This is a genomic window from Pedobacter sp. Leaf216 (assembly GCF_001421515.1).
Taxonomy (GTDB): Bacteria; Bacteroidota; Bacteroidia; order Sphingobacteriales; family Sphingobacteriaceae; genus Pedobacter.
The window spans coordinates 16659-31370 of record NZ_LMKM01000006.1 but is presented as its reverse complement, the minus strand read 5'-3'; the positions used below and the strand labels follow the sequence as shown (position 1 = coordinate 31370).

The window sequence follows — 14712 nt, the reverse complement described above, 5'->3', positions numbered from 1 at the left end:
TTTTATTCAGCAAGGTTTGCCGAAGCATTTCTTTTATAATTTATTGCAAAAATGATGGAAAAATTAAAATTTAAAGCACCTTTCGGTGTACCCGTACCAGTTATATCAGTTAGTCCGGTAAACATGGCTACTTTTAATAATCGTGGTAACGAACTGCAGGTACGTATTTCTGCTCCCTCTACTGGAAATAATTTGCCGATTATTGTATTTGCGCATGGTTATGGCCAGTCATTAGATAGCTATGCACCGCTTGTAAACTTTTGGGCAGCACATGGTTTTGTTGTTGTGCAGTGTACTTTTCTCGATTCAAGACGGTATGCGATCCCGGCTGATGATCCGCGCACACCTTTGTTATGGAAATTTCGGGTTGAGGATGTAAAACACATGCTTGATGAGCTTGATGTAATTGAAGGGTACATTACTGGACTTAAAGGCCGTACAGATCGAAACCGGATTGCTGCTGTAGGCCATTCTTTTGGCGCACAAACCACAGGTATGCTATTGGGGGCAAGGATTATTCAACCCGATGGAAAACCAGGTGAAGATTTGTCTGATGACCGGATTAAAGCTGGTGTGCTATTAACGCCAGCAGGAAAAGGAGGAGCCGATTTAAGTGCTTTCGCAGCCGAGCATTTTCCTTTTATGAATCCAAGTTACACGGAGATGACCACCCCTTCGCTGGTTATGGCAGGGAATAAGGATATATCGGCACTAACGGTTCGCGGTTGGGAATGGTTTACCGATGCCTATTATTTAAGCCCGGGTGCGAACGCCTTGCTTACTCTTTTCGGTGCAGAGCATGGCCTTGGCGGAATTTCGGGTTATGAAGCCGCAGAAACAACTGATGAAAATCCTGATCGGGTGGAAACAGTTGCATATTTGAGCTGGGCTTATCTTACCTCAGCTTTGTATCCAGAAAACAATTCCTGGTCAGAAGCTTCCAAGTGGTTGATTGAAAGTGCTAATGCAATAGGAAAAATAGACGTTAAGTAATTGAAAATCAAATTACCTATTGTTAAAGCGCATTCTGTTTATAGCTTTTCAATAAACCAGGTTTTTAATGGGCAGAATGATTCGAGTAGTCTTAATCCCACGAATAAGGGCTGCCAGTTGATTAGAACTGCAGCCCGTATTTTCAGAAAAAGTTATTTAAAGAAAACAATTGCTCCCAGCATAGGCTGGAATCGATTAAATTTACCAAGGACTAATTCCTGTTTCTGGCGAATTGTCATCACTATAAAACTGGCCTGTTGGTCCGTCTGTATCCAATGTAGCTGCTTTAACAACTCTCGAGGCGGCATCTTCAACAGTTCCGGGGCCACTGTGGTGATTAAAATCTGTAGCGGTATATCCCGGATCAACTGCATTTACCTTGAACGGTGTATCACGAAGTTCATAAGCCAATGCAATGGTATAACCATTAAGTGCTGCCTTTGATGCCAGATAAGCAACTGGTTTAACCGGATAATATTTCCATGATGGATCGGAATGCAAAGTGAGTGATCCCAAACCTGAAGTTACATTTACAATTCTTGGTGCTTCTGAATTTTTAAGGATCGGGGTAAAAGCTTGTGTTACTTCAATCACGCCAAATACATTGGTGTCGAAAACATCGCGGTAAGTTTCAACAGCTGTTTCCAATACATTTTGAGGAAAACCACCTGCAATACCCGCATTATTGATCAATACATCAAGCACAGAAATTTTACTTTCTAAAAGCGCTTTCGCTGCTTTTATGGAGGCGGGGTTGTTCACATCTATTAAAATGGGTTCCACATTATTCAGTCCTTCCAACTCCAATTGCTTAACCGCTTGCTGGCCTTTTTCTAAATCGCGGCAGCCCAGATATACATAATAGCCTTCTTTTATTAATTGTTTGGCGGTTTCAAAACCTATACTTTTGTTTGCACCTGTTATTAATGCTGTTTTCATATTTATTTATTTAACACTGCAAATCTAATCGACCTGGCATTGTAATTTGTTATACATACAGCGGTATTAATGGTACATTTTACGGATTCTTGCCCGGTACTCTGCAGGGGTTAATGCTGTTTCGCGTTTAAAGAAACGGTTAAAGTATGAGGCATCAGAAAAGCCAAGATCAAATGCAATTTCTTTTAAGGAATCATTGGTATGGAAAAGCAGTCGTCTTGCCTCAAGCACTACGCGCTCGTGAATATGTTTGATGGCTGGTTTTCCGCTTTGCATTTTAACCACCTCACTTAAATGTCCTGCCGAAATATTTAACTGGCTGGCGTACGCTCCAACCTCTTTTAACTCGCGAAAAGACTCGTTTACTTTTGACTGGTAGCTGCGCAGCAGGGTTTTTTCAGGTGAATTTTCTTGTGGTTTGTATTGTTCGGTATACAGGCGACTTAAATAGGTGAGTAAAAGGTTAAGGCATGCCGATAGCATCCGCTGTTGCCAATCATTCGGATTGATATATTCTTTATTTATTTTTTCAAGCAAATCTTCAATAAAAAGCAGATCATTATCCGTCAGAAGCAGCTCATGGCCACCTTGCGGGCATTCTATAATTGGAAGTCTGTTTATAGAAACATCTCCCTGCATATTTAGAAATTCTTTAGTAAAGGCTATGCCTGTTGCCCAAAGCGCATCGGTACTTTCTTTAACAATAATCCGGTTAGGAATATAAAAGTATATTGTATTGCTTTTAAGTGTAAAAGGAGTCATATCGATCCATTGCCGGGTTTCTCCCTTCCTCATTAAAACGATCAGATAATGATTTTTTCGGTGAGGCAATAATAAATCTTCTTCATCCGGCAGGTTACCTTCAAAATTATATACCCTGAAGTTTTTGTTCGCTGTTAACCGATCCGGAACCAGGGAATAAATAGGAAGTTGTTGGGTATGTTCAGCAATGTTCATCAGTTAAAACTATGATTAATTTGTTCCTTATGCAACACTCTGAATTTTAAAGTTCCTTAATTTTTTGTTTTAAAAAGATCGTAAGTGCTTTGTAAACACAGGTTTAACCTATTTAATACCGTAAATAATTACACTATGGAAACATATAAAGCAAATTGCTGCTGAGCATATTAATGTATTGAACTGATTTTTTAATTAATTTAATGACCGACGTTAGAAGGAATCCGGATTTCTTTTATTGTTTTTAAATGGCGGCGTAGGATGGATAGATTTTTGGAAGCAAAGGATTTAATTTGAGGATCTGTTGATTTTTCGGCCGCTTCAAAAAGCGCAACAGCATTTTCATGGTCGCTGATCATCATTTGAACATAAACGCCATCGAAGGCCAGTCCGTCATAATTACTAAGCTCGTGTAATGCGTCACTAATATTTTGTTGATTTAGTATTTTCCTTGCGTCTATGTTGATTTCTTCTGACGTACCTCCATTTGTATTTGATGTTGACCCAGAAATCATACTACCGCTGGCATTTCCATTCGCACTGTTATTGGCTCCCTCACCGGTTTTCGGAATAGCTTTACCCTGTGAATTTTGATCAGAAAGTACTGCTGATGTTGAACTACTTGTTTTAGTTCCTGTTTTTCGATCTGCACTTTTACCGCTTAATGTTTTTCCATTTTTACTATCGGAAGTTTTTGGCAGTTCAATATTTTTCGATTTAGCTAAATTGTTCAGCTGAATGTTCACTTCATTGTGTTCTGAAAGTTCCATTTCGCTAAAGGCTTTTAATTTTTCGTCGTTCGCTACTCTTTTAGCCATATTGGCAGCACCAACAACCTTAAAGTTATTCAGTGCGGCCTGTTCAACGAATTGTTTGTCTTTGGCATTTGCCTTCGTTTTTACTGGTGCCTGCGCCACCGCCAATAGTGGAAGGCTGATCGATATAATGGCAGAAGCGAGAAATAATTTCATAATTTTCATTGTAGTGAATTTATTATTGTCTTTAATAAAAACCTTTTTATTTCATGAAAGTTTATGCTAATTCGATGTTTCGGATATCGCTGCCTTACCTGAATTATCTGTAATAAGGATCCCGATGTTATCCATAAGCGAATTTAAAAGCGCGGATTTAAATTCAAAGGATAGCTTTATTAATAAAGAGAAATGATGTTAATGTTATCGTTTCATTACCAGTGGGTTGTGTTTGATTGGTGTTCATAGCAAATTTCTCCTTATGGAGTGGAGATTTAGATGAACAAAATGAATAAGAACCGCCTGTTTTACTGCTACGTTCATATACGCAATACAGTAAAACCAAACAATTAATGAAACATCTCTTACTCTCGATCGCATCGGTATTTCTATTTATTTTGCAAATTTCAGCGCAGCCCGCCTGCCGGAGAAACAGCACTGGGATTGCTTACACAACACTCTTGCCTGATGGTACATACAATTTTTATGGTACCAGTTTCGATGCCAGTGCAATGTGTCTTCCGCCCACTACAATTGGAACACCATGCATTATTCGGGGCATATTCACATATCAGGGTACATACGGCAACTATAGTGTAATCAATTGTAATTTTGATAAGGGGATTGAATATTTCCTTCTTCCTGTTTTATTGGCCATCGGCTTAATTGCGCTGAGGAGATAAGTTATTAATTATTAGTGCCTTACAAAATGGAGAGGAGGGAATTTATTCTATAGAAATTGTTAAGTTTTCTAAACTCATGGCTTGGTCAAACCTAAATATTGTTCAGCTTGTTGACGCATTAACTGAGGCGTTTTTTGGTCCATGAAAACATCAATAATAATCATTGGAAAGAGTTCTGAATTATAAGGATCAAAATCGGTAACCATGGGTAAACCATTATGGCTCTCTTTATAATAATCTTCATCATCGGCAATGCTCCATTTGCCATTTTAAAGTATTTTCATAACCGCCCCTGCCATTTTTGCCTTTAAACCAATCGGCTTTACTACGCGCATTTTTTCCTTTTTTCTTACAATAAGCTTAATGCTTTAATGGATATCATTTTATTTATTGCGAAAATATTTATAGTAAAGCTATCCCAATTATCTGATATGATATTGGAATTTGAGATTTGAATAATTTCATTTATGAGGTTATTTGCTATGTTCATAAGGCCCAGGTAATTAATTCTTATTCCTTGCTTAAACGCTCTATTTCATCGTTTAACTCCTGATCCCAAATAAATTCCATAGCGAATTTACCTGTTGAGAATAGTGTAAATACGGAACGGTTCCATTTGTTGTTACCACCTTCTGTAGTTATTTCGTGAAGTTTACTTAACCAATCACTAATACTGTCATCAATATTTTCAACTTCAATATTTTTTCTAGTATCATTTTTAAAATAATCACCAGTATAGCCTACAACTCCCTCCCCAACAAATTCAAATTCCAGGCAAGCTTTTTCCCATTCGTTATTAATCACATTTAAGATTTCTTTGGCAATAGCTGTATAGATTTCGTCGACTGTCATGCTCTATCTATCAACCGTTTTCTGTAGGAAATTCATCTAAATCTAGCTCTTCTGGGTCAATATGATTTTTCACAACTTTGAGAAAATGATTTTTACGTGGTCTTATAACAAAGATTAATACAGAATCAAAAGGAGAAAGTTGCAAATCTTTTGGTTGCGTATGACCGACTATAACAGGTTTTCCGTAATAAAGAGAATTATTTTCAATATCCAAGCTACATATCCAATTTCCTCCATAGTTTTTCCTTACAACTTCCCCAAAATAGGCGGCAGCATCATTAACATCATCGTTATCCTTATCAATTTTGTTTTTTGTCAAGTAATTTTCTAAATCATTCAAGCTATTGGTCGAATAATCTAGATTGTAACCCTGTTCTTCTGCTTTATCTATAAAACTCTCTAGATAATCGTCAATGTTGAAAATAAAATTTTCAAATTTTTCCTCTAATTCTTCTATGGTCAAGTTTTTTAAACTCATGGCTTGGTCATACCTAAATATTGTTCAACTTGTTGGCGCATTAACTGAGGCGTTTTTCGATCCATGAAAACATCAATAATAATCATTGGAAAGAGCTCTGAATTATAAGGATCAAAATCGGTAACCATGGGTAAACCATCATGGCTCTCTTTGTAATAATCTTCATCATCGGCAATGCTCCATTTGCCCTTTAGTACGCGCCTGTAGGTTTCACCAAGGTAAATCCAGCTATCTTCGTATAGGCCACTATGTTCGGGCAGGTTAAAATCTGGACTAATTTTCATTAAGATCAGCTCCAAATAGTCGAGGCTGTCAAGACTAAAATCGAATTTCACCCCTAGGAATGCTGCCATTTCCATTAAAGGAGAAAGTGTTGTATCTAGTTTGCTTATTTTTTCTTTTAGATAAGCCAAACGTTCTTTTTTATTAAAATCAGACATATAATTTATAACTTTTGTTGCCTTGCATAGTCAACCATATCTTTTGGGTAAAAAGGCATATCTTGGTAGCTGCTATCATCAATATTATATAGTAGGGTAACCATGGCGGCCTCCCAGCACCAATAGCCTGGAAAGACATCTTTACCGACGCTAAGGTGTACATCATGCCAACCACATTTGCGCATGCTTTTGTACCAGCCTTTTAAAAATTTGTGCATGTGTTTTGCCTGCTCTTCTTTTGTGGCATTAATAGCATCAAAAAGTGATTGGTAGGCTTTGGGGTGTTGTAGTTTGTTGCTCTGTTCTCGATGTGGTTGTAAATGTAATGCCAACTTATCTATAAGGGAATCTTTGGCCTTTTTATTATTCACACTATATAGATTTAAAAGTTTAAGTGTAATGGATTTATCAATATTAAATATAACTCCAAACGATAGCAGTTGTAAAAGATTTAGATAATCTTCCAAATCATCTAAATAAAATCTATCGTGTTCAGGGTGTTCTATATTTTTTATTAACCAGTTTAGAGCCTGTTCTGCATTATCTTTTAGATCTATAATTGGATAGCCAGCGGAGTATTTAGCTGTTAATAACTTGCGGCTGTTTAGATAGAGACTGTAATAAACATTACTTAATTTATATTCTTCTGGATGCTCGTTTACATCTTGAATTGTTTCATCGATATTTTTAGCAAAGTAACTTATAACTTCTGAAAAATGTTCCTGAGTAAACAATAATTCTCTTTTTTCCATTTTATTCCTTTGTGATTATTTTTGTAACAACTTTACCTTGATCATCTACCTTTAACAATTGTTTTTCCAACTGTCCTTTATTTATTAATTTTCCAATTGCTGCTTGATCTTTACCACTTACTGCATCACCTAAATTTGTATTAATCCACTTATCACTCAACTGATCTTTACCCAGTTTACCAGAGCCATATTTGGTTTCACTAATAATATATCTTGGCGGCGGGCCTGGATCATGCCACACCCCATCTATACCTTTCCCTTTTGCTTTACTTAAAGGATCTATAAGTTCGCCGTTATGATTAAGCTTTTTATATCCTTTGCTTGCCATAAACTGGTCGGCCTGGTATTCGCCCATTTTTCCTTTTAGGGTATTTTCATAGCCGCCCCGTCCATTTTTGCCTTTAAACCAATCGGCTTTACTACGCGCATTTTTCCCTTTTTTCTTAGAATAAGCTTGGTAAGCTTCCTCAATTCGATCTTCATTAAATACCTCTCTCCATTTTTTTTCCCAAGCGGCCTTAAGTATATCATCAGCACTTGCTGATACCACCTCACCAAGGGTTCTTGCAGTTTTTGCTTTTTCTGCCGCATTAGCTACTTCGGCAGCTTTTGCAGCAGCATTTGCTTCTTCGGCTACCTTGGCCAATCTCGCAACTTCAGCCGTTTTGGATAATACGTTAGCTGCTTCACCAGTTTTAGCCAGTACATTTGCCGCTTCTGCACCGCTTACCACTGCTTTTGCTTCACCAACACCTGTAAACATCAGTGCGGCTTCAAAGCCACCGCGTCCGGTATATCTGCCCCAATCGCGGGGATTTTGCTTAACCGCCCAATTTTTAGCATCTTTCAGGGCTTCTCCAGTGTTGTTAAGGGCTGTGCCCGCTGCTTTTTGAACGTTACCCGGTGTGGTTACCCAATTATAGGCATTTACGTGTGCCTGCCCAAAATCTTTTACTACTTTTTCTACGTTCCCATCGGTGGTAACCCAATCAGCCGTACTGCTTACCGTGTTTTTAGTGGCTACCGCTGCATCTTTTATTTTACCTGCGGTTTCTGTTGGGTGGGTTATTGCGTGCAGGGCTGCCCCACGTGCTTTATCGCTCATTTCGCCGAGGAACAAAACTCCTTCACCAATGCCTTTTACACCACCATAAATCCCTTCGTTAACACCGAGTTTAAAATTTTCGTATTTGCCGTAGATTCCGCCAATCTTGTTGTTGGCTTTTTCCTGCGCATCAAAGCCTTTCTGAAACCAATCATCCACTTTTGCACCAAGGCTTTTAACCTGTCGGCTTTTCATTGCCGATACATTGGCGTCAATAGCAGCCAGGGCTGCCGCTACACTGAAATGAATGCCGATTTTACCACCGATACCGCATGGCAGTTTTGAATCTTCGAGCAGCTTGCGGTAGGGGCCAATGGTAATGCCTTCCTGCACCCCTTGCCACAGGATGGGGACAGGCTGACATGGGGTTTTAGTAATGGAGCAAATGCCAAGGCAGGGGATGTTTACCATCGGTATTTTATCACCCTCGGTGGCCGACTGCTTACCGTACAGGCTTACATTTTTATGGTTGGTTACCTTTAACTTTCCATACCCAAGCCCTTTGTTGCATACCAGATAGGCCCCGTTTGGAACGTATTTTTTTGCCATAGCTAATTGTTTAATGGTGTAAGGATGCAACTGCTCCGGTACATTAGCACGCCTTCAATCGCATATTGCGTTAGCTGTGACGACTGTACGGGCAAACTGTTTTTATCATATTCATAACTTTCCAGGTGAAAGCCATCAACACGGCCATCAAGGTTATAAATGTCAAGCAGATGGCTGAACATTTCGGTCACGCTGTTTTGATCAAAATTTTCCCTGTCTATTTCCCCATCTATTTTTATGGTGCAACTATCCAGTTCCCCGTTGTAATCTGCCAGCGTAACTGTTGTTTTAAAGGGCAATGAAGTATTACCAAATGCATTGCGTATTTCACGGTAACCCCCAACAGAATAATTGTTGCTTTTACTGAAACGCTGTCTCAATAATCCCGGCAATAGCGCATGGTACAGGTATGATGACCGCACCGCCTTTTTCAACCCATCATCAGTATAGAGCGTTAAAACTGCACCGTTAATCAGTTCTTTGTTTTTTGCATCATTTGCATATTTTTTTGCAAGCCCGGGCCTTATTTTTAGCCATTCTTCCTTAATCTGGGCAAGGTTGGTTACCTGTTGTATGTTGCCCTGAATATCCGTTTCAATTTTGAGTTCCTTTCTCAGTTGGGCCATGCTCAGGTCAACTTCGTCTGTTCCATTATTTTTAAGCTGCCATTGTTTTAATATCCGGATGGAAAACAGATTGTTTGTATCCGACTTTTTTTCTACCGAAAGCTGCACTTCTGTTTTTATTTCATTATGATATCCGTAACCATCAACTGTATAACTGATCTGCTGTTCTATCTGGTAAGTTGCCGATGTGCCTGCTTTTAATCCAAAATTTATTGGATAGGTTTCTTTGTGCAGCATGGCTAATTCTTATTGATTTCGATCTTGCCACCATTTAAAGAAGCAGTTGCTGCTGCGCCTATCGTCAGGTTCTTCTGCCCATCAATCGTGAAATCATTTTCAGATGCGGCCAGGTTCATGGCCTTGGCCTGCGCATCGATCAGGTCTTTTCCTTCAGCGGTAATGGTTTCTGCTTTTATATCAATGGTTTTTGTTGCGGCAGCCGTTTGTTCAGGTGTAGCACCTTCAGCAGGGGCAAGATTGCCCATGGTTATTTTTGGCGACTGGATATCGATGCTTTCAGAAAAATCGACGCTTAAGGATTTTCCAGTAATGGATACGTGACCCTCCTTATCCATGGTAATTGTACTTAAGCCTGTATGGATTACAATTTTATTCCCTGCCTGCGCTGTTAACAAAGCCTGTCCGTTTTTGATATTGATAAAGTTTGCTGCACTGGTTCCCATGTTAAGGGCATGGTTCAGGTCGTCAAATGTTAGGGCACTGCCTTTTCTTGAGGTGAGGCCCTTGGTGTTGCTGTTCTTAAAACCGCTGCTATCACCGCTTTTGCCATGGTAAACACTGCCCATCACAACAGGGCGGGCCACATTGCCTTCTTCAAAGGCAATAACAACCTGATCGCCTTTTTCGGGTATCACATGGAAGCCCCGGTTTTTGCCTGTATCGCCGCTTCCAGCATTCGGACTAACTACCCTTAACCATTCACTGGGATCGTTGGTGAGGCATTCCCATTTAAATTTTACTTTGATCCGGCCCTGACCCTGAGGGTCGTCATTGTCCAGCACATCGGCAAGTTGCATATCCGGTGCAGGCTTTTCGTAATTCTTCACCAGGATGCGTTCGGTTGTCGCTGTCAGTCCTTCAAAAGTATTGTGGTATTTTCCTGCTACATCAATGTGGTGATTGATTCCGGTAATGAGAAATTTGCCCAGGCTTTCTGAAACAAAAGCAAGCTCCTGTTTAATGCTCATCGTAATTTCGGCAATGCTGCCAATACTCAGTTCTGCGTTATCGCCTTTGGCACTGATTTTCAACAGTTCAGAAATATTGGCCTTTTCTTCGTTTTCCACATGGCTTTTGATGTCGTTGCTGTTATCAACCCTGATCATGGAAGGTTGATTGAACGTTTTGCTGTACATGGAGTTGGAGGCTTCAATGGCATGTGCCAGATCGGGGCTTCCAGCTGCTGTGCCACTACTTTCGTTCTCCAGCATTTCATCCTGCCTGGGGTTGTAAGCAAAACGTTTGTGTTTTATCGGTGCAACTTCCATTGAATATTGCAAACGCTGCACATCGCGCCCGTAAAACAATGCTACTTCTTTCTGATAATCGGGTTTGCCGAAATTAAGCTGTGTGCCATCATAATAAAACCACTCGTGGTACTCTCCGGAGAGCCGGTTCAAAAACTCGAAATCACTTTCCTTATATTGGATCAGGTAGTCTATCGGCGTTTTACGGCTGGCATTGCTCACAATCTTTAAGTCATTGGCCGGGGTATCTTTTGTGGCCAGCTTTACAATCTCATTCAGGTCTTTGGCGAGGTAAGAGCCGAGGTCGGGCCCGCGATCGATCAAAATGGTTGGACTGTAACCGCTCACAATGAGTACACCGTGATAGCCATGATCCTGTGCCAGTTCCACTTTTGTAACCAGGCCAGCAAATTCCTGCATTTTATCCGCTTGGTGGCCAAAAGAAGCCGTAAGCGTTTTGCCCACAAAATTTCTGCTATCGTCTAGCCGTATCAGGCCGGGTATTGCCAGCTGATCATGTTTGAACCTAAGTTCAAAATAATGGTGACCGTTAAACTGTTGTTTAAGCACGAAGGCATCAAAGTGATTAATGGCTTTATCTTCTATATTGATTTCCGCAATAAGTTTGTTCTCCATAAGAGTTTTTTTTAAAAAGCCTGTAAACAAGTATTCCCGCTTTCGCTTTTGATTACGGTGAGCATTAATTATTTGTTTTAAGCATCCGCATCAAACAGATAAGGCAAAAATCAAACCCTGTATAGGTTAAAGTGTTAATAATGAGGTATGAAAAAGTTAAGCTGATGCCGGATGTGATGAAAAAATCCATTCCTATGATGAATAATTGCTGTTTTTAGTGCATGAAGCGACTAAAAGCAATTATTGAGAGAAATATTTATTTTTTGTTCAGCTTAATATTTAAATGATACACGCGGATAATGCGATCGGGTGCATTTATAAAAGGCGTGTAATTTTCCCCGTATTGTTTCTGAATTTCCCCGAATGGGGTGGGGAATGAAAAACAGCACAGTAATTGGCTGAGAGGAAAGATTAAGAAATCAAGCTTTTGTATTGCGCAATATATAACGCAACACAATAAACTGGAGTCAATTTTAAAAGTGAAATAAGTGGTTTTTAATTTCCTATCGGAAGTTCCACTACAAAGGTTGTTCCCTTGCCATTACCGCTTTCTACACTGATTTGCCCCTGGTGCAGTTCGATAATTTCCCGGCAGAGGTAGAGGCCGATTCCAAAACCCGCAATAGATCCGATTTGTGGGTTTTGAACCCTATGGTACCGCTCAAATATCTTTTCGTGGTCTTCTGTTGCAATCTCTATACCTTCATCACTTACCAAAAATTGTATTTTGTCAGGTACTGATTTTCTGGAGGCAATGGTGATCTTGCTTCCCATTGGAGAATATTTAACCGCATTTCCGATCAGGTTCTGAATAACCTGTGAAATTTTTTCCCGGTCTGCAATCAGCGTTAGTGCTTCCGCAGGTTCAAATTCGATAATATGGGTATGGATTGTGGAAAGCATTTCCTCTTCCAATTCGGCAAATAGTTTTTTAAGGTCAATTGCTGATTTTTCGATCAGCATTCTTCCAGAATCCAGCCGGGAGATATTCAGGAAGCCATTGATCATGGAATTCATGTTGCGCACCTGCCTTACCGACCTTTCAAGTATGCTTTGCTGTGCTGTGTTCTCTGCAAGCGATGCCTGGCGTTGGAGTACCTGTAAATAGGCATTTAAAGATGTTAATGGCGTTTTAAGTTCATGGCTAACCATGGCCATAAAGTCATCTTTACGCTGCTCATCCTTTTTTTGTTCGGTAATATCCCTTAAAGTTCCATTCAGGCTTGCAGCTTTACCGTCTGAATTATAAAATACTCTTCCTCTGGCCTGTACCATTCTATCGTTAGTCTCCTGAGGAATTTTTATCCGGTATTCAATAAAATAGTGTCCATCTGATCCATCTCTTAACGATTCGCTGATGGCTGCGGTTACTTTCTCCCTATCATCATCGTGAATGGAATTTAACGCCAATGATAAATCAAGGTTTTCATCTGCCGTAAGTCCGAACCACGATTTTAGCAATGGGTTGCCAGAAAAGAGGTTGCTTGCCGGTTCATAATAAAATGTTGCCAGTTCTCCTGCATCGAGGGCAAGGGCAAGCATCTGTTGGTCTTTCTCGCTTCTGCGGCGATCTAGCACCTGTTGGGTAATTTCTTCAAGGATCACCAATACGCCTGTTACAGTACCCATGGTAATTATGGGCTGATAAATAGAGTTTACAATGGCTTCCCTTAATCCACCGTTATGACGGAGTTTTACCAAAAATTCTTTATTAATCTTCGGCTGGCCGGTTAAAAAAACATTATTCAACCATGCGTTTACTGGCTGTCCTTTAAGTTCTGGTCTGGCTGTATGGTGTGGTTCGCCAATTACTTCTTCTCCTTTGCGGCCCCATATGTTCAGGATTGCGGGATTGGCTATTTCAATAATATGATCTGGGCCCTGTAATACCGCAATGCCTACTGGTGCCTGTTCAATAATGGTTCTTACGTGTTCGCGGCTTTCTTCTAAAAGCTTAAGCGAACTGTTCAGGTTTTCATTTGTAGAAGTCAGCTCCTCCATTGTGGTCGCCATTTCTTCAATTAGGGCCTGTTCTTTTTCTTCTTTTTGCTGAATACGTTCGAGGTAAGCTCTTCTTGCGGTCACATCTTTTGCAGTATTTAAGATGCAGTAAGTTTTTTTATCGCTACCTATTAATGCTTTGTATTCATAATCGAAATAACCGATTGTCGGCATTCCATTTTTGATGAGTTGTGCAGGGGCATCTGTTACGGAGTAGGTAACGCCCGAATGCCATACTTGTTGAAGAAGGGGCAAAAACGGCTGACCTTCAAGCTCTGGTATGGCCGCTAATAGTGTTTTGCCTATTGCCGAAATATCTTTCCCCCATAGGGCCAGCATTCCATCGTTTGCAAAACGGATCACCATATCTTCGCCACTATAAATTGCAGTAGGCTCTGGAGATGACTGGAGTGCCTGGAATATCAGTTCGTCGTTAAAATTGTTGTCGTGCGGTCTTTCTTCGGTATTCATCAATAGTCAAAGATATGCAAATTGGAATAAATTTAATATGAAGCCATAATCAATATGGCGTCACTTAATATCCAAAAAACATAAAATAAAACGGTAAATAAAAGCGGGATGGCCCTTAATTTTGGTTAGCATTTTTTTTAATCTTTCATCAAGGGTCGATGTTTTTAGCCAAGAAATTCATTCTGTGTGTATTAAAGCTTATGCTTGGGGTTGCGAAATTCTATCTTATGTAATTTCATTATCCTCTCCAGTTCGCGGGCTTTAACCTGCTCAGGGTTAGTAACTGTATCATTGCATACTTTATTCGTCTTGTTTTGTTGTTTAAAATCTTCCCATCCTGTATAGCCGGTAAATATCGCCAGGCTATCGAGCACAAATGGCGATGCATCAGCTGTATCTTTAAGCACTCCAAAAAAGCGCTTTATCGTAGTCTCCGACAGGTAATTCCTGTCTTTAGCGAATATTTTTATTGATATTTCCTTGCAATCTGTTATGCAAAGGGTTTCAATTTTGCAGGCTGAAAGTACCTGTATCCTTAGCGCTGAATAAAAAAAGTCATATTGTCTCATATCTTATGCCTGTTTCCTTCTCCAATTAGTTTTCTTATTATCCTATAGTAATATGTTTAATTTACAGCTTTGTATGCAATTGTGTAAATAATGTTTGTGACAATCTTGTTATACTTCTTGTGCTCATGTTATAATCAATGTTTAAACGTAGTAATTTAACATGTTATAGCTATGAGTTGTGGTATTTATTGGTGCAAAGTATT

Annotated in this window: 14 protein-coding genes; 2 read left to right on the top strand and 12 right to left on the bottom strand. The window is 39.7% G+C overall.

Translation table 11 applies throughout. From position 1 onward, the window contains the following. Positions 1-51 precede the first annotated feature (51 nt). A complete protein-coding gene (locus ASE74_RS04560; protein ID WP_082458646.1) occupies positions 52-993 on the top strand; it encodes an alpha/beta fold hydrolase in 942 nt (313 codons plus the stop codon). Positions 994-1194: 201 nt separating this feature from the next. Here ASE74_RS04560 and ASE74_RS04555 read toward each other — a convergent pair whose 3' ends face one another. The 3 genes from ASE74_RS04555 to ASE74_RS04545 form a co-directional block, all read right to left on the bottom strand. Continuing rightward, entirely contained in the window at positions 1195-1932 is a 738-nt protein-coding gene (locus ASE74_RS04555; RefSeq protein WP_055904835.1) for an SDR family oxidoreductase, read from the bottom strand. Positions 1933-1998: 66 nt separating this feature from the next. Beyond that, positions 1999-2889: a helix-turn-helix transcriptional regulator gene (locus ASE74_RS04550; protein WP_055904832.1), complete on the bottom strand. Its 891-nt coding sequence runs from the start codon at positions 2887-2889 to the stop codon at positions 1999-2001. Positions 2890-3089: 200 nt separating this feature from the next. Continuing rightward, positions 3090-3860: a DUF4142 domain-containing protein gene (locus ASE74_RS04545; RefSeq protein WP_162235789.1), complete on the bottom strand. Its 771-nt coding sequence runs from the start codon at positions 3858-3860 to the stop codon at positions 3090-3092. Positions 3861-4213: 353 nt separating this feature from the next. On the opposite strand from ASE74_RS04545, the gene ASE74_RS04540 reads away from it, so the two are divergent. Continuing rightward, on the top strand, positions 4214-4543 hold the full coding sequence (locus ASE74_RS04540; RefSeq protein ID WP_157255344.1) for a hypothetical protein: 330 nt from the start codon (positions 4214-4216) through the stop codon (positions 4541-4543). 510 nt (positions 4544-5053) lie between these two features. Here ASE74_RS04540 and ASE74_RS04535 read toward each other — a convergent pair. From ASE74_RS04535 to ASE74_RS24885, 9 genes are all read right to left on the bottom strand, one after another. Beyond that, positions 5054-5395 carry a hypothetical protein gene (locus ASE74_RS04535; protein WP_055904822.1) on the bottom strand — a complete coding sequence of 114 codons (342 nt, stop codon included), beginning with the start codon at positions 5393-5395 and terminating at the stop codon, positions 5054-5056. A 10-nt stretch (positions 5396-5405) separates the two neighbouring features. Continuing rightward, entirely contained in the window at positions 5406-5873 is a 468-nt protein-coding gene (locus ASE74_RS04530; protein WP_055904819.1) for a hypothetical protein, read from the bottom strand. Then, positions 5870-6313, bottom strand: coding sequence for a hypothetical protein (locus ASE74_RS04525; RefSeq protein WP_055904816.1), 444 nt, complete (start codon positions 6311-6313; stop codon positions 5870-5872). The genes ASE74_RS04530 and ASE74_RS04525 overlap by 4 nt, the downstream gene beginning before the upstream one ends. A gap of 5 nt (positions 6314-6318) precedes the next feature. After that, complete coding sequence (locus tag ASE74_RS04520) at positions 6319-7065, bottom strand: PoNe immunity protein domain-containing protein (protein ID WP_055904814.1); 747 nt, start codon at positions 7063-7065, stop codon at positions 6319-6321. 1 nt (position 7066) lies between these two features. Then, positions 7067-8719 carry a PAAR-like protein gene (locus ASE74_RS04515; RefSeq protein ID WP_055904811.1) on the bottom strand — a complete coding sequence of 551 codons (1653 nt, stop codon included), beginning with the start codon at positions 8717-8719 and terminating at the stop codon, positions 7067-7069. Between the two features lie 2 nt (positions 8720-8721). Then, on the bottom strand, positions 8722-9582 hold the full coding sequence (locus tag ASE74_RS04510) for a hypothetical protein (RefSeq protein WP_055904808.1): 861 nt from the start codon (positions 9580-9582) through the stop codon (positions 8722-8724). A gap of 2 nt (positions 9583-9584) precedes the next feature. Then, the gene (locus ASE74_RS04505) at positions 9585-11468 is read right to left on the bottom strand and encodes a type VI secretion system Vgr family protein (protein ID WP_055904805.1); all 1884 of its coding nucleotides are present in this window, start codon (positions 11466-11468) and stop codon (positions 9585-9587) included. Between the two features lie 495 nt (positions 11469-11963). Further along, positions 11964-13940 carry an ATP-binding protein gene (locus tag ASE74_RS04500; protein WP_055904802.1) on the bottom strand — a complete coding sequence of 659 codons (1977 nt, stop codon included), beginning with the start codon at positions 13938-13940 and terminating at the stop codon, positions 11964-11966. A gap of 191 nt (positions 13941-14131) precedes the next feature. Continuing rightward, positions 14132-14509, bottom strand: a complete 378-nt coding sequence (locus tag ASE74_RS24885; protein ID WP_055904800.1) for a hypothetical protein — start codon at positions 14507-14509, stop codon at positions 14132-14134. Positions 14510-14712: the final 203 nt, after the last annotated feature.